14 protein-coding genes are annotated in these 15,839 nt (G+C 50.5%); 6 read left to right on the plus strand and 8 right to left on the minus strand.

The window, feature by feature from the left end; translation table 11 throughout:
- Positions 1 to 197 precede the first annotated feature (197 nt).
- On the plus strand, positions 198 to 890 hold the full coding sequence (locus FQ015_RS10135) for a FadR/GntR family transcriptional regulator (RefSeq protein WP_001131177.1): 693 nt from the start codon (positions 198 to 200) through the stop codon (positions 888 to 890).
- A gap of 22 nt (positions 891 to 912) precedes the next feature.
- Entirely contained in the window at positions 913 to 2,340 is a 1,428-nt protein-coding gene (gene mdtD / locus FQ015_RS10140; protein ID WP_039020335.1) for a multidrug transporter subunit MdtD, read from the plus strand.
- Here the strand turns inward: mdtD and rbsR are convergent.
- The 7 genes from rbsR to kup form a co-directional block, all read right to left on the minus strand.
- On the minus strand, positions 2,306 to 3,298 hold the full coding sequence (gene rbsR, locus FQ015_RS10145) for a ribose operon transcriptional repressor RbsR (protein WP_000224481.1): 993 nt from the start codon (positions 3,296 to 3,298) through the stop codon (positions 2,306 to 2,308). The two genes, mdtD and rbsR, sit on opposite strands and share 35 nt — an antisense overlap.
- A gap of 3 nt (positions 3,299 to 3,301) precedes the next feature.
- On the minus strand, positions 3,302 to 4,231 hold the full coding sequence (gene rbsK, locus FQ015_RS10150) for a ribokinase (protein WP_032185543.1): 930 nt from the start codon (positions 4,229 to 4,231) through the stop codon (positions 3,302 to 3,304).
- Between the two features lie 125 nt (positions 4,232 to 4,356).
- Positions 4,357 to 5,247: a ribose ABC transporter substrate-binding protein RbsB gene (gene rbsB / locus FQ015_RS10155; protein ID WP_001056273.1), complete on the minus strand. Its 891-nt coding sequence runs from the start codon at positions 5,245 to 5,247 to the stop codon at positions 4,357 to 4,359.
- A 24-nt stretch (positions 5,248 to 5,271) separates the two neighbouring features.
- Complete coding sequence (gene rbsC / locus FQ015_RS10160) at positions 5,272 to 6,237, minus strand: ribose ABC transporter permease (protein ID WP_000211858.1); 966 nt, start codon at positions 6,235 to 6,237, stop codon at positions 5,272 to 5,274.
- Positions 6,238 to 6,241: 4 nt separating this feature from the next.
- Positions 6,242 to 7,747, minus strand: a complete 1,506-nt coding sequence (gene rbsA / locus FQ015_RS10165) for a ribose ABC transporter ATP-binding protein RbsA (protein WP_000387771.1) — start codon at positions 7,745 to 7,747, stop codon at positions 6,242 to 6,244.
- A gap of 7 nt (positions 7,748 to 7,754) precedes the next feature.
- Positions 7,755 to 8,174 (minus strand): D-ribose pyranase, encoded by a 420-nt coding sequence (rbsD, locus tag FQ015_RS10170; protein WP_039020334.1) that lies wholly within the window; start codon positions 8,172 to 8,174, stop codon positions 7,755 to 7,757.
- A gap of 166 nt (positions 8,175 to 8,340) precedes the next feature.
- Positions 8,341 to 10,209: a low affinity potassium transporter Kup gene (kup, locus tag FQ015_RS10175; RefSeq protein WP_000102332.1), complete on the minus strand. Its 1,869-nt coding sequence runs from the start codon at positions 10,207 to 10,209 to the stop codon at positions 8,341 to 8,343.
- 222 nt (positions 10,210 to 10,431) lie between these two features.
- On the opposite strand from kup, the gene ravA reads away from it, so the two are divergent.
- Positions 10,432 to 11,928, plus strand: coding sequence for an ATPase RavA (gene ravA / locus FQ015_RS10180; RefSeq protein WP_160524011.1), 1,497 nt, complete (start codon positions 10,432 to 10,434; stop codon positions 11,926 to 11,928).
- Positions 11,922 to 13,373, plus strand: a complete 1,452-nt coding sequence (gene viaA, locus FQ015_RS10185; protein ID WP_000956611.1) for an ATPase RavA stimulator ViaA — start codon at positions 11,922 to 11,924, stop codon at positions 13,371 to 13,373. The genes ravA and viaA overlap by 7 nt, the downstream gene beginning before the upstream one ends.
- 4 nt (positions 13,374 to 13,377) lie before the next feature.
- On the opposite strand, the gene asnA is transcribed toward viaA, so the two are convergent.
- The gene (asnA, locus tag FQ015_RS10190) at positions 13,378 to 14,370 is read right to left on the minus strand and encodes an aspartate--ammonia ligase (protein WP_160524012.1); all 993 of its coding nucleotides are present in this window, start codon (positions 14,368 to 14,370) and stop codon (positions 13,378 to 13,380) included.
- Between the two features lie 151 nt (positions 14,371 to 14,521).
- Here asnA and asnC point away from each other — a divergent pair, with 151 nt between their 5' ends.
- Positions 14,522 to 14,980, plus strand: a complete 459-nt coding sequence (asnC, locus tag FQ015_RS10195) for a transcriptional regulator AsnC (protein WP_000432970.1) — start codon at positions 14,522 to 14,524, stop codon at positions 14,978 to 14,980.
- 89 nt (positions 14,981 to 15,069) lie between these two features.
- The gene (mioC, locus tag FQ015_RS10200) at positions 15,070 to 15,513 is read left to right on the plus strand and encodes an FMN-binding protein MioC (RefSeq protein ID WP_130206832.1); all 444 of its coding nucleotides are present in this window, start codon (positions 15,070 to 15,072) and stop codon (positions 15,511 to 15,513) included.
- Positions 15,514 to 15,839 lie beyond the last annotated feature (326 nt).

Consider the following 15,839-nt stretch of genomic DNA (forward strand, 5'->3'; position numbering starts at 1 on the left):
CGTGTCAGTGGTGGCGCATTATAGGGAGTTATTCCGGCCTGACAAGAGGAAATTTAAAATAATTTTCCGACCGCGCATTTTTTCAGCAAAAGCCCCGTTAATGTGCCATAAAACAAGCAATTTGCCGTTTTTGCAACCGTAATCACACTTCCTGGTGGCATACTAAGGAGGAATAAAAAGAAAAAGGAAGATTAGTAATGCCTTTAAGCGCACAACAGTTAGCTGCACAGAAAAACCTTTCGTATGTTCTGGCTGAGAAGCTGGCGCAACGGATCTTAAAAGGTGAATATGAACCCGGCACCATTTTGCCTGGTGAGATTGAGCTGGGCGAGCAATTTGGAGTGAGTCGTACAGCGGTACGCGAAGCGGTTAAAACGTTAACGGCAAAAGGGATGGTTTTACCGCGACCACGAATTGGTACCCGGGTCATGCCACAATCAAACTGGAATTTTCTTGATCAGGAATTGCTTACCTGGTGGATGACAGAAGAGAACTTTCATCAGGTCATCGATCACTTTCTGGTTATGCGTATCTGTCTGGAGCCGCAAGCTTGCCTACTGGCTGCAACGGTTGGCACCGCGGAACAGAAGGCGCATCTCAATACGTTAATGGCCGAAATGGTGGCATTAAAAGAGAACTTTCGCCGTGAACGCTGGATTGAGGTCGATATGGCCTGGCATGAGCATATCTATGAAATGAGCGCCAATCCGTTTTTGACCTCATTCGCCTCGCTCTTCCATTCGGTTTATCACACTTACTTCACGTCAATTACCAGCGACACAGTGATAAAGCTGGATCTGCACCAGGCGATTGTTGATGCGATTATCCAAAGCGATGGCGACGCGGCATTTAAAGCTTGTCAGGCGCTGCTACGCTCACCTGATAAGTGACACCCCGATAACAGGACATTGAATGAGCGATAAAAAGAAGCGCAGTATGGCGGGTTTGCCGTGGATCGCGGCGATGGCCTTCTTCATGCAGGCACTTGATGCCACTATTCTGAATACCGCCTTACCCGCAATCGCTCATAGCCTTAATCGTTCTCCTCTCGCGATGCAATCAGCCATCATCAGTTACACGCTGACGGTGGCGATGCTTATTCCGGTAAGCGGATGGCTAGCCGATCGCTTCGGTACGCGTCGCATATTTACCCTTGCCGTGAGTCTGTTCACATTGGGTTCTCTGGCCTGCGCACTTTCTAACTCGCTACCACAGCTGGTTGTCTTCCGGGTTATTCAGGGGATAGGTGGCGCAATGATGATGCCTGTTGCTCGGCTGGCCTTACTGCGTGCTTATCCTCGTAATGAGCTTCTTCCTGTATTGAATTTTGTCGCCATGCCGGGTCTGGTGGGGCCAATTTTAGGCCCCGTACTTGGCGGCGTGCTGGTCACCTGGGCAACCTGGCACTGGATATTTTTAATCAATATCCCCATAGGTATTGCCGGCCTTCTTTACGCGCGCAAACATATGCCCAATTTCACCACCGCACGACGCAGATTCGATATCACTGGCTTTTTGCTGTTTGGCCTCAGCCTTGTTCTCTTCTCAAGCGGAATAGAGCTATTCGGTGAAAAGATTGTCGCCAGTTGGATTGCCTTGACGGTAATTGTCACCAGCATCGGGTTACTGCTTATCTATATTCTCCATGCACGACGCACGCTAAACCCATTAATTTCATTAGATTTATTTAAAACCCGCACTTTCTCGATCGGTATAGTAGGCAATATTGCAACCCGTCTGGGGACCGGCTGTGTACCGTTCCTTATGCCATTGATGTTACAGGTAGGATTTGGTTATCAGGCGTTTATTGCCGGCTGTATGATGGCACCGACAGCGTTAGGTTCCATTATTGCAAAATCGATGGTTACCCAAGTCTTACGTCGTCTGGGCTATCGCCATACGTTAGTGGGGATCACGGTAATTATTGGGCTAATGATCGCTCAGTTCTCTTTGCAATCACCAGCAATGGCGATATGGATGCTGATCTTGCCGTTATTTATATTAGGGATGGCTATGTCGACGCAATTTACCGCGATGAATACCATCACACTTGCCGATCTGACCGATGACAACGCCAGCAGCGGTAACAGTGTTCTGGCGGTCACGCAGCAACTGTCTATCAGTTTAGGCGTTGCTGTAAGTGCGGCCGTCCTTCGTGTTTATGAAGGGATGGAAGGCACAACGACTGTCGAACAATTCCACTATACGTTTATCACAATGGGCATTATTACTGTTGCTTCAGCAGCAATGTTCATGCTTCTGAAAACAACCGATGGTAATAATTTGATCAAAAGACAGCGTAAATCTAAGCCGAACCGCGTTCCATCAGAATCGGAGTAAGTTGTAATCGTTGTTGCTGAAGGGTCGGCTGGGTTATCCGATGGATGAGTACATCAATCGCCAGCTCCCCCAGTTCATCTTTCGGTTGATGGATAGTGGTTAATGGTGGCGTCATAAAGCTTGCCAGTTCGATATCGTCATAGCCAATCACCGCGATATCCTGCGGAACCTGTAACTCTGCCTGATATAGCGCCTGGTAAACGCCAACAGCCATAGCGTCATTTCCGGTAAAGACGGCCTGAGGACGCAGCGGATGTGATAACAGTTGGCGCATAGCGTCAAACCCGCCGTTAAATTCAAAATCACCAGTGACTTCATAGCCATCAGGAATGTTGAGACCCGCACGTTTCATCGCCGCCCGATAACCTTCCAACCGCAGGCGCGCCGGAGTTTTATCCAGCGGGCCGGTAATACAGGCGATACGGGTATGACCTTTATCGATCAGATATTGCGTTGCTAAGTCTCCGCCCAGCAACGAGTTATCCTGTATAAGATCGCTGTCGCCATCGAACGGTGCCCAGTCCATCATCACGGTAGGCACTGTCGGATAACGTTGCATGATTTCACGCGAAGGCTGATGCGTTTCGGTGCACAGTAACAGCAAGCCATCAACGCGTTTTTGCATCAGCGTTTCCAGATTGCGATTCATCCGCTGTTCATCGCCTTCGGTATTGCAAAGGACAAGACTATAACCGCGTTCGAAGCAGCTGCGTTCAACGCCACGCACCAGTTCAGAATAAAAAGGATTGGTACTGGCAGTAATCAACATGCCAATGGTTCGAGTCTGATTGAGCTTGAGGCTACGCGCCAGAGCTGATGGCGCGTAATTGAGTTCTTTAATTGCCGCTTCAACTTTGGCAGTAATCGCTTCACTGACGAAGCGATCTTTATTGATGACGTGAGAAACTGTTGAGGTAGAAACGCCCGCCAGGCGGGCAACATCTTTCATTGTAGCCAAGCGTCACCTCTGCCTGTCTAAAAATGCGTCGATCTCTTCACGCCACGGTACGGAAGGTTGTGCGCCTTTACGTGTTACGGCAATCGCAGCGGCGGCATGGGCAAAACGAATCGCCTCTGGCAATGGTTTTTCTTCCAGCAACGCCGTGATTAACGCGCCGTTAAAAGTATCTCCGGCAGCAATGGTATCGACAGCCTGCACCCGGAATCCAGGAACGCGCTGACCTTCACCATTCACGCTAGCCCATACACCACGACTTCCTAAAGTAATCAGTACAGTACGGATACCTTTTTCATGCAGTACCTGCGCCGCTTTCGCTGCATCTCCATCATTTTCAACACGAATATCGGTGAGCTTTTCTGCTTCCGTTTCGTTTGGCGTAATAATGTCCACCAGCGCCAGCAGTTCGTCAGGAAGTTCGCGAGCCGGAGCCGGGTTAAGCGCAACGATAGTCTTATTTTGATGGGCGATTTTCGCCGCTGCCATCACACTTTCGAGTGGTGATTCCAGCTGCATTAATAATGCCGATGCGTTAGCAATACGCTCACGTTGCGCCTCCACCAGCGCAGGGGAAAGGGCTGCGTTAGCGCCGGCATGAATACCAATGACATTCTCACCTTCGCCATTAACAAAAATCAGCGCCACACCTGTTGATTCGCCTTTGATCACGCTCACCGGAGAAATATCGATGTTATCAGTGGCGAGCTGCTGGCGAACGCTTTCACCAATGCTGTCATCACCCGTACAGGCAATAAACGCGATATTCGCACCGCTACGCCCAGCAGCCACTGCCTGATTCGCGCCTTTGCCGCCAAATGCAACCTGATAGTGGTTACCGGTTACGGTTTCGCCTGGAGTAGGAAAAGATTGAAGATTAAGAATGTGGTCAGCATTAATGCTGCCAAGAACAACGAGGCTGCCTGCGTTTTGCATATTCGGGATGTCCATAAAATGCGCCACCGTGTTAGGGTGGCGCGTGCCCTGCTTTTCTTTATTTTACACGTTCATCTGTCGATGACGTATTTATGTCACCATCAGGTCATACAACCTGATTAAAACTACTGCTTAACAACCAGTTTCAGATCAACCGGATACTTAGCCTGAACTTTCTCGCCTTTCAGCACTTTATCGGCGGTTTCGACGCCTTTCGCGCCAATCTGATCGGGTAGCTGAGCGATAGTCGCTGCTAGTTTGCCATCATTCACCGCTTTTTCGCCATCCGGTGTACCGTCAAATCCGACGACCATCACATCCGATTTACCGGCAGTTTGCAGTGCGCGCAGCGCGCCCAGCGCCATTTCATCATTCTGCGCGAACACAGCCTGAACATCCGGATGAGCGGTCAACAGGTTCTGCATTACGTTCAAACCTTTGGTACGGTCAAAATCCGCTGGCTGGCTGGCAAGAACATTAAACTTGTGAGCAGCAACGGCCTGCTGGAAACCTTCGCCACGCTCACGGGCTGCGGAGGTACCGGCAATGCCTTGCAGCTCGATAACTTTGGCACCTTCACCCGCTTTCTTCGCGATATAATCCCCCGCGATTTTGCCGCCCAGTACGTTATCAGAAGCAATATGGCTCACTACTTCACCTTTCGTGGCCTGGCGGTCAAGAGTGATAACCGGGATGTTCGCCTGGTTAGCCATCTTCACAGCATTACCCACTGCGTCGGAGTCGGTCGGGTTAATCAGCAGAATTTTGGTGCCGCGAACGGTTAAGTCCTGCACGTTCGCCAGCTCTTTCGCCGGGTTATTCTGGGAGTCCAGCACCACCAGGTTATAGCCGAGTTTATCCGCCTCTTTCTGCGCGCCATCTTTCAGCGATACAAAGAACGGGTTGTTAAGCGTGGAAACCACCAGCGCGATGGTGTCTTTTGCCATCGCATTCGCACTGACGGTGGCGCTTAGCGCAACAGCGGAAACCAGGGTAGCCAGTTTTTTCATGTTCATATTCAAGATGTCCTGTAGTCGTTATTACTGTTTTTTGTTGTCTACCAGCACCGCCAGCAAAATCACCACCGCTTTGACGATCATCTGGTAATAGGAGGAAACACCTAACAAATTCAATCCATTATTAAGGAAGCCAAGAATTAATGCGCCGATCAACGTCCCAACAATGCGACCTTTTCCGCCCGCCAGACTCGTACCGCCCAGAACCACCGCAGCAATAGCATCCAGCTCATAGCCAGTTCCCGCAGTGGGTTGTGCGGAGGAGAGACGCGCCACTTCAATGATCCCGGCCAGCGATGCCAGCAGACCACAAAGAGAATAGACGATGATTTTGATTTTATTGACGTTGATACCAGAAAGACGCGTAGCCGCTTCGTTGCCGCCCAGCGCGTAGATGTAACGCCCCAAACGTGTGTGATGCAGCATGTACCAGGCCGCGAGGAACACAATCCCCATGATCCAGACTGGCGTCGGTACGCCCAGCGGACGACCAATACCAAACCAGCCGAACAGATCGGCGTTCTCAGTAAAGCCGGTATTCACTGGGCTCCCGTTGGTATAAACCATGGTCACGCCGCGCAGTAAAAGCATCATAACCAGCGTAGCGATAAACGCCTGGACACGACCTTTCGCTACAATCACCCCGGTTACCGCACCAATAGCGGCACCTAACGCGAGAGCGGCAGCGACAGCCACCAGCGCATTGACTTCAATGCCGACGATAGATGCAGCCACTGCGCCAGTCAGCGCCAATAGAGAACCTACCGACAAGTCGATGCCCGACGTCAGGATCACCAGCGTCATCCCGACCGCCATAATGGCATTCACCGAGGTTTGCTGGAGAATATTGAATAAGTTATTGATGGTGAAAAAGTTCGGGCTTAACGTCGAGACAATCGCGATCAGCACCAGCAGAGCGATAAGCGATTTCTGCTCCATCAGCCACGCTTTCGTGAAATAACGGCGACCAGAGACAGTCTGGGTTGTCATTTTTTTACTCCTGATTCACGCGATTAAGCTTGCCCACAGCGGCAGCCATTAACACTTCCTGGGTGGCCTGCTCACGAGTAAATTCCCCGCTGAGATGCCCTTCATGCATGACGATGATGCGATCGCTCATGCCTAATACTTCTGGCATCTCCGATGACACCAGAATGATGCTCAAGCCATCGGCTTTGAACTGGTTAATCAGTTGATAGATCTCTTTTTTCGCACCAACATCTACGCCACGGGTAGGCTCATCGAGGATCAACACTTTGGGGCGTGTCATCAGACCACGGGCAATCGCCACTTTTTGCTGATTGCCACCGGAAAGCAGACCAATTGCCTGTTCCATCGACGGCGTTTTCACATTAAACAGACGAATAAAATCACTCACTGCCTGCTGTTCATCGGCATGCTTCAAACTGCCGCCAGTACGGCTAAAGTAACGCAGCGCAGTCAGCGACATATTCTCTTTGACTGACATACCCAGCACTAAACCGTCACGTTTGCGGTCTTCGGAGATATACACAATGCCGTTTGCCAGGCCATCCTGCGGTGAACGGGTAACGACTTCATGCCCATCCAGGGTGACGTAACCGCTGGTGCGCGGCAGTGCGCCGTAGAGCACTTTCATCAGTTCGGTACGACCTGCGCCCATCAAACCAGAGACGCCAAGAATTTCGCCTTTGCGTAAAGTAAAAGAGACATCGTTAACGCCAGGTCCGCAGAGATTATCGACTTTCAGGCGGATATCTCCCGGCGCTTTGTCCAGGTGCGGATATTGATCTTCCAGCTTGCGGCCCACCATCATCTCAATCAGCGAATCTTCGGTCAGTGATGCCACTTCGCGCTCAGCAATAAATTGCCCATCACGAAAAACGGTAACGTCATCGCAAATCTCGAAGATTTCTTTCATGCGGTGGGAAATATAGACAATACCGCGGCCTTGCGATTTCAGCTCGCGGATGACGCGGAACAAGGATTCGGTTTCGGTATCGGTCAGTGCATCGGTCGGTTCATCCATAATGATGACTTTCGACTCAAAGCTCAGCACTTTGGCAATTTCAACCATTTGCTGGTCACCGATGGAAAGATCGCCCACCAGCTTGTCGCTTTTAAAGCGCAGGTTAAGTTTAGCCAGCAATTTATCCGCTTCGGCATACATGGTTTTCCAGTCAATTTTGCCAAAGCGATTAACAAACTCACGGCCGAGGAAAATATTTTCGGCAATGGTCAACTGTGGGATCAGGTTCAGTTCCTGATGGATAATCCCAATCCCGGCTTCCTGGGATGATTTCGGTCCGGTAAACGTCGTTTCTTTCCCCAGCCATAAAAGCGTACCGGCATCGCGAGTATAGATACCAGTAAGCACTTTCATCATGGTGGATTTACCCGCGCCGTTTTCGCCCACCAGCGCCATCACGCGGCCAGGATAGACATTTAACGCTGCGCCCGAGAGGGCTTTTACGCCCGGGAAGGCTTTATCGATGCCTTTAAGCTGAAGTAATGCTTCCATGACGGCCTCAGAACGTCACGCCAGCACAGAGAATGATATTCGCATACGGAGAACATTCTCCGCTGCGAATTACCGCCTGACTGTCTGCGGTTTGTTGTTTGAATTGTTCATGCGTGGTGTAACGAATTTCAATGGTATTTCCCTGGTGTTTTTGCAGCTGCTCAAGGTGAGTGAGCAACGTTTCGTGGAGTTGCGGATTATGTTGTTTGATCTCTTCCGCGATAATGGCAGCCTCGACCTGCATTTCATTTGTGACGACGCCCAGCACCTGCATAAAAGAAGGTACCCCTTGGGTTAATGCCATATCGATACGCGTTGTACTTTTGGGGATGGGTAAACCAGCATCACACACCACCAACGTATCGGTATGTCCCAGACGGGAGATCACCGAAGAAATATCAGAATTAAGAACGGTGCCTTTTTTCATTTTTTTCTCCATCAGCGAAACGTTTCGCTGACCCGCAGTTTAATCCTGACTGAGTTGGGAAAACCATCGTGACGTTACGGAAATGTGATCAACATCGAAACGTTTTACATGGTGATTAACCATGAAAACAAAAACGCCCCCTTATGGAGAAAGGAGGCGTCTGGCGTTAAATTTCGACCTGAGTACCCAGTTCGATAACCCTGTTTGGCGGGATTTCAAATTGATCCGGTGCGCGCAGCGCATTACGTTGCAGCAGCAAGTACAGCTTGCCGCGCAGACGCAAATACCACGGGCGTTTGCCGAGGATCAACGACTCATGCGACATAAAGAAGGAGGTTTCCATCATCCGGCAACTTAATCCTTCCAGACCGCAGCGGTGGAATACTTCTTCCACGTTTGGCGTTTCTCGCCAACCATAACTTGCCACCACGCGCCAGAAAGTGGGCGACAGTTGTTCAATCTGTACCCGACGGACGTTATGGACATAAGGCGCGTCTTCGGTGCGCAGAGTTAACAGAATCACCCGCTCATGCAATACCTTGTTATGTTTAAGGTTATGCATCAGCGCAAAGGGAATGACGTTGATTGCACGTGACATATACACCGCGGTCCCAGGCACGCGAACGGGCGGTGATTTCTCCAGCGAAGCAATCATCGCCTCCAGAGAGTTGCCATGTTCATGCATCCGCCGCAGCAAGCGGAAACGCTCGCTCTTCCAGGTGGTCATCACGATAAACATCACCGTACCGAGGCTCAATGGCAACCAGCCGCCGGAGAGCAGTTTATCAAGGTTAGCGGTGAACAATGGAATATCGACACAAAGGAAAGCAATCAGGATCAGCGCAACAAAATACTTATTCCAGTGCCAGTTCTGACGTGCCACGGTAGTCGAGAGAATAGACGTCAGTACCATGGTTCCGGTCACCGCAATCCCGTACGCCGCCGCCAGGTTGCTGGAGTGCTCAAAGCTGACAATCACAATCACGACCGCGACATAGAGCATCCAGTTCACAAACGGAATATAGATTTGCCCAGACTCCATTTCGGAGGTGTGAATAATGCGCATCGGCGACAAATATCCCAGACGTACCGCCTGACGCGTCAATGAGAAGACGCCAGAGATAACTGCCTGCGAGGCAATTACCGTCGCCAGTGCGGCGATGATCAGCAGCGGGATCAGCGCCCAGTCCGGTGCCAACAGGAAGAACGGGTTCTTAATCGCTTCCGGGTTCTTTAACAACAGAGCGCCCTGGCCAAAGTAATTAAGAGTTAATGAAGGCAATACGACGGTGAACCACGCCAGGCGAATCGGGAACTTACCAAAGTGCCCCATATCAGCGTACAGCGCCTCGACACCGGTAATCGACAGCACCACTGCCCCTAACGCAATAAACGAAACCGTTTTATATTCAAGGAAGAAATGCACCGCCCACATCGGATTCAGCGCATGCAGCACTTCCGGGTTAGCAATAATGCTACGTAACCCCAGTACTGCCAGAATCAAAAACCAGGTCAGCATGATCGGCGCAAACAGCTTACCGACCATAGCCGTGCCATGTTTTTGAATCATAAATAGTAAAGTGAGAACGATGATTGAGAGGGGAACTATCCAGGTATCCAGCTGCGGGGCGACGATTTCCAGACCTTCAATGGCAGACATCACCGAAATAGCGGGTGTAATGACGACTTCACCATAGAAAAAGCTGCCGCCGATTAATCCCATAATCACCAGCATTGATGTGGTTCGCGCCGACGTATTGCGCCCGGCAAGCGACATCAACGTCAGAATGCCCCCTTCTCCGGCGTTATCTGCCCGCATCACGAAGGTGAGATATTTAATGGAAACCACAAAGATTAGCAGCCAGAAGATCAGCGATAAAAAGCCAAACACGGCATCGCGTTCAACGCCAAAACCAAACTGGCCGGACAAACATTCACGAAGTGTATATAACGGGCTGGTACCAATATCGCCGTAGACAACTCCAATCGCCGCGAGGGTAATCGCGGGCAACGATTGCTTATTATCAGTGCTCATAGACTAGTCTTTCGTTGAAATATGAAATGTGTGCTTAGTCCCTTGGCCCACAAAAAAGCGCACAGTATGCACGATTAACGACAAAATCGTACTCCTAAATGCGGCCACATTAACCTGGCTCAAAGAAAAATAGACCTCTTTTGAGACTATTTTAGCCACCAGCAAGAAACGTCTATACTCGCAATTTACGCAGAACTTTTGACGAAAGGACGCCACTTCATTATGGCTCACCCTCATTTATTAGCGGAAAGAATTTCCCGCCTGAGCAGTTCGTTGGAAAAGGGGCTTTATGAACGTAGCCACGCCATCCGCTTGTGTTTATTAGCGGCATTAAGTGGTGAAAGTGTGTTCCTCCTTGGCCCGCCAGGCATTGCCAAAAGTTTGATCGCTCGGCGCTTAAAATTCGCCTTTCAGAATGCCCGCGCGTTTGAATATCTGATGACCCGCTTCTCCACGCCGGAAGAAGTTTTTGGTCCCCTTTCTATTCAGGCGCTAAAAGATGAAGGGCGCTATGAACGTTTAACCAGCGGTTACCTGCCGGAAGCAGAAATCGTCTTTCTTGATGAGATCTGGAAAGCGGGCCCGGCAATTCTTAATACCTTGCTCACCGCCATTAACGAGCGCCAGTTCCGCAACGGTGCACACGTAGAAAAAATCCCGATGCGTCTGCTGGTAGCGGCCTCCAACGAGCTGCCGGAAGCAGACAGCAGTCTGGAAGCGTTATATGACCGCATGCTGATTCGTCTGTGGTTAGATAAAGTGCAGGATAAAGCGAATTTCCGCTCCATGCTGACCAGTCAACAGGATGAAAATGACAATCCGGTTCCTGCCTCCTTGCAGGTCACTGATGAAGAATATGAACGCTGGCAGAAAGAGATTGGTGAAATTACGCTGCCCGATCATGTATTTGAGCTGATTTTTATGCTGCGCCAGCAACTGGATAAATTACCGGATGCGCCTTATGTCTCGGATCGTCGCTGGAAAAAAGCGATCCGCTTATTGCAGGCCAGCGCCTTTTTTAGCGGTCGCAGTGCTGTTGCCCCGGTAGATCTCATTTTGCTGAAAGATTGCCTGTGGTATGACGCGCAAAGCCTGAATTTGATACAACAACAAATTGATGTATTGATGACCGGTCATGCCTGGCAACAGCAAGGGATGTTGACCCGCCTGGGCGCGATTGTGCAACGTCACCTGCAACTACAGCAGCAACAAAGCGATAAAACAGCCTTAACGGTAATTCGTCTGGGCGGCATTTTCAGCCGTCGTCAGCAGTATCAACTCCCTGTTAACGTTACTGCTTCCACCCTGACTCTGGTGCTGCAAAAACCGTTAAAACTGCATGATATGGAAGTGGTTCATATCTCCTTTGAGCGTAGCGCGCTGGAACAGTGGCTGAGCAGAGGTGGTGAAATTCGCGGCAAACTGAACGGTATCGGCTTTGCCCAGAAACTGAATCTGGAAGTTGATAGCGCCCAACATCTTGTCGTACGCGATGTAAGTTTACAAGGCAGTACGCTGGCACTTCCCGGTTCATCGGCTGAAGGTCTGCCAGGTGAAATAAAACAACAACTGGAAGAGCTTGAAAGCGACTGGCGCAAGCAACACGCTTTATTCAGCGAACAGCAAAAATGTCTGTTTATCCCTGGCGACTGGTTAGGTCGCATTGAAGCCAGCCTACAGGATGTCGGCACCCAGATTCGCCAGGCACAACAATGCTAACGCTGGATACGCTTAATGTGATGCTGGCCGTCAGCGAAGAGGGATTGATCGAAGAGATGATCATCGCGCTGCTGGCCTCACCGCAGCTGGCAGTCTTCTTTGAAAAATTCCCACGACTGAAGGCGGCAATCACTGATGATGTTCCCCGCTGGCGTGAGGCGCTGCGCAGTCGGCTGAAAGATGCCCGAGTCCCGCCGGAACTCACCGAAGAGGTGATGTGCTATCAGGAAAGCCAGCTCCTCTCCACGCCGCAGTTTATTGTGCAGCTACCACAGATCCTGGACTTACTGCATCGTCTGAATTCCCCATGGGCAGAACAAGCCCGACAGTTGGTTGATGCTAACAGCACGATCACTTCAGCGTTACACACACTTTTTCTCCAGCGTTGGCGTTTAAGTCTGATCGTGCAAGCAACGACGTTAAATCAACAGCTATTAGAAGAAGAACGCGAACAACTGTTGAGTGAAGTTCAGGAACGCATGACGCTGAGCGGGCAACTTGAACCGATTCTCGCAGATAACAATACCGCAGCTGGTCGTCTGTGGGATATGAGCGCCGGTCAGCTTAAACGTGGCGACTATCAGTTGATTGTGAAATACGGTGAATTTCTTAACGAACAGCCGGAACTGAAACGCCTGGCAGAACAGTTGGGACGTTCCCGGGAAGCCAAATCAATACCGCGCAACGATGCGCAGATGGAAACCTTCCGCACCATGGTGCGCGAACCGGCGACAGTTCCTGAGCAGGTTGATGGTCTGCAACAAAGCGACGATATTTTACGTCTCCTGCCGCCAGAACTGGCGACACTGGGGATAACGGAACTGGAGTATGAGTTTTACCGTCGGCTGGTGGAAAAACAATTGCTCACCTATCGCCTGCACGGTGAGTCGTGGCGTGAAAAAGTGATCGAACGCCCGGTGGTGCATAAAGATTACGACGAACAGCCGCGCGGACCGTTTATTGTCTGCGTGGATACTTCCGGCTCAATGGGCGGCTTTAATGAACAGTGTGCGAAAGCGTTCTGCCTGGCCTTGATGCGCATTGCTCTCGCTGAAAACCGGCGCTGCTATATTATGCTATTTTCCACCGAGATCGTCCGTTATGAGCTTTCAGGCCCACAAGGTATTGAGCAAGCGATCCGCTTTTTAAGTCAGCAGTTTCGTGGTGGCACCGATCTTGCCAGTTGTTTTCGCGCCATTATGGAACGCTTGCAAAGTCGGGAGTGGTTTGACGCCGATGCGGTGGTGATTTCTGATTTTATCGCCCAGCGGTTGCCTGACGACGTGACGAGCAAAGTGAAAGAGTTGCAGCGGGTACATCAGCATCGCTTTCATGCCGTGGCGATGTCGGCACATGGCAAACCCGGCATCATGCGCATTTTCGATCATATCTGGCGCTTTGATACCGGGATGCGAAGCCGCCTGCTCAGACGCTGGCGGCGATAAACAATTACAGCAGAGAAGGGACGCTCTCGCGAACAGCAGCTGGCCATACACCACACTGAACCTGGCCGATATGCGGCAGTTGCAACAGCAGCATGGTCAAACGAGACTGGCCGATACCGCCGCCGATGGTCTGCGGCATTTCACCGCGCAGCAGCGCCTGATGCCACTCCAGCAGCAGGCGATCTTCGTCACCGGTCAGCGCCAGCTGATGCTTCAGCGTTTCGGCATCCACGCGGATCCCCATGGAAGAAAGCTCAAACGCATCTTCCAGTACCGGGTTCCATACCAGAATATCGCCGTTCAGACCCGCATGGCCCAGCTCTGACGGGGTGCTCCAGTCATCATAATCCGGTGCGCGCACGTCGTGACGATGACCATCACTCAACTTGCCGCCAATCCCGACGAGGAATACCGCGCCAAGATCTTTCGCAATCGCCCGCTCACGTCCTTTGGCATCTAGATCCGGATAACGAGCCAGTAACTCCTGGCTGTGTACGAAGTGGATCTGATCCGGCAGGAACGGTGCCAGGCCAAACTCTTCGCTAACTGCAGCTTCGGTTGCTTTAATTCCCGCCCAGATCGCCTCTACCGTGCTTTTCAGAGTCGAGAATTGACGCTCGCCGTCGCCCATTACGCGCTCCCAGTCCCACTGGTCTACATAGATCGAGTGCAGCGGGGAAAGACGGTCTTCATCGGGGCGAAGGGCTTTCATGTGCGTGTATAGCCCTTCGCCCGCGCTGAAGTCATGTTGCCCTAAGGTCTGACGTTTCCACTTCGCCAGTGAATGAACCACTTCGAACTGGGCATCAGGCAGAGCTTTCACTTTTACCTGCACCGCTTTTTCACAGCCCGACAAGTTATCCTGCGTGCCATCCCCCACACGGCTAAGAATCGGCGCCTGGACTTCGATCAGCCCCAGACGTTCTTCCAGTTGACGAGAAAAGTGAGATTTCACGAAGCTAATTTGACGTTGTTTGGCAATGTAAGCGGTTTTCATTTTTTATACTCCTGCGTCCTGTTGCTTATGATTAAGCAACAAAAACCGACACACATGCAATAATCATTCAATAAAAAGCCTCACACACTTTTGATTCATTAAAAAAGAAGGCTAAAATAGAGTGATTCTTCAATCTGCATAAGAAAATCCTATGGAAAATTATCTGATCGACAATCTGGACCGCGGCATCCTGGAAGCATTAATGGGTAATGCGCGTACCGCTTACGCCGAACTGGCGAAACAATTTGGCGTCAGTCCGGGGACGATTCACGTTCGTGTAGAGAAAATGAAGCAGGCGGGGATCATTACCGGGGCACGTATTGATGTCAGCCCGAAGCAGCTCGGTTATGACGTAGGCTGCTTTATCGGCATTATATTAAAGAGCGCCAAAGACTATCCTTCCGCGCTGGCAAAGCTGGAAAGCCTCGATGAAGTCACTGAAGCCTATTACACAACTGGCCACTACAGCATCTTTATCAAAGTGATGTGCCGTTCGATCGATGCTCTCCAGCATGTACTTATCAACAAGATCCAAACAATTGATGAAATTCAGTCCACCGAGACACTGATCGTCCTGCAAAACCCGATCATGCGTACCATTAAGCCATGATCAGCTTTTTTAATCCCATACTTTTCCACAGGTAGATCCCAACGCGTTCACAGCGTACAATACGCCACTCTTAATAAAGGTGGCGGTTTATGGCAGATATCACTCTTATCAGCGGCAGCACCCTCGGCGGTGCCGAATATGTGGCAGAACACTTGGCTGAAAAGCTGGAAGAGGCGGGTTTTACCACCGAAACGCTGCACGGTCCGCTGTTGGAAGATTTATCTGCCTCGGGGATCTGGCTGGTTATCAGCTCAACCCACGGTGCCGGAGACATTCCGGACAACCTTTCTCCTTTCTATGAAGCATTGCAGGAACAGAAGCCCGATCTTTCTGCGGTCCGCTTTGGCGCTATCGGTATTGGCAGTCGTGAATATGACACCTTTTGTGGGGCTATCGATAAACTCGAGGCAGAACTCAAAAATTCCGGTGCAAAACAGATAGGCGAAACACTGAAGATCAACATCCTTGATCACGACATTCCGGAAGATCCGGCAGAAGAATGGCTGGGATCGTGGATTAATTTACTCAAATAAGTATACAGATCGTGCGATCTGTTGTGGATAACTCTGTCAGGAAGCTTGGATCAACCGGTAGTTATCCAAAGAACAACGGTTGTTCAGTTTTTGAGTTGTGTATAACCCTTCATTCTGATCCCAGCTTATACGGACCAGGATCACCGATCATTCACAGCTAATGATCCTTGCCAGGTTGTTGATCTTAAACGCCGGATCCTTGTTATCCACAGGGAAGTGCGATCCTAATAAGAGATCACAATAGAACAGATCTCTAAATAAATAGATCTTCTTTTTAATACCCAGGATCCCAGGTCTTTCTCAAGCCGACAAAGTTGAGTAGAATC

The sequence above is a fragment of the Escherichia sp. HH26CH genome, assembly GCF_009820205.1.
In the GTDB taxonomy this organism is placed as follows: Bacteria; Pseudomonadota; Gammaproteobacteria; order Enterobacterales; family Enterobacteriaceae; genus Escherichia; species Escherichia coli_F.

Bases quoted from the DNA above. Each gene is read 5' to 3' on its own strand.
- FQ015_RS10135 (WP_001131177.1), top strand. From the start codon at position 198: ATGCCTTTAAGCGCACAACAGTTAGCTGCACAGAAAAACCTTTCGTAT.
- mdtD (WP_039020335.1), top strand. From the start codon at position 913: ATGAGCGATAAAAAGAAGCGCAGTATGGCGGGTTTGCCGTGGATCGCG.
- rbsK (WP_032185543.1), bottom strand. From the start codon at position 4,231: ATGCAAAACGCAGGCAGCCTCGTTGTTCTTGGCAGCATTAATGCTGAC.
- rbsB (WP_001056273.1), bottom strand. From the start codon at position 5,247: ATGAACATGAAAAAACTGGCTACCCTGGTTTCCGCTGTTGCGCTAAGC.
- rbsC (WP_000211858.1), bottom strand. From the start codon at position 6,237: ATGACAACCCAGACTGTCTCTGGTCGCCGTTATTTCACGAAAGCGTGG.
- rbsA (WP_000387771.1), bottom strand. From the start codon at position 7,747: ATGGAAGCATTACTTCAGCTTAAAGGCATCGATAAAGCCTTCCCGGGC.
- rbsD (WP_039020334.1), bottom strand. From the start codon at position 8,174: ATGAAAAAAGGCACCGTTCTTAATTCTGATATTTCTTCGGTGATCTCC.
- kup (WP_000102332.1), bottom strand. From the start codon at position 10,209: ATGAGCACTGATAATAAGCAATCGTTGCCCGCGATTACCCTCGCGGCG.
- ravA (WP_160524011.1), top strand. From the start codon at position 10,432: ATGGCTCACCCTCATTTATTAGCGGAAAGAATTTCCCGCCTGAGCAGT.
- viaA (WP_000956611.1), top strand. From the start codon at position 11,922: ATGCTAACGCTGGATACGCTTAATGTGATGCTGGCCGTCAGCGAAGAG.
- asnA (WP_160524012.1), bottom strand. From the start codon at position 14,370: ATGAAAACCGCTTACATTGCCAAACAACGTCAAATTAGCTTCGTGAAA.
- asnC (WP_000432970.1), top strand. From the start codon at position 14,522: ATGGAAAATTATCTGATCGACAATCTGGACCGCGGCATCCTGGAAGCA.
- mioC (WP_130206832.1), top strand. From the start codon at position 15,070: ATGGCAGATATCACTCTTATCAGCGGCAGCACCCTCGGCGGTGCCGAA.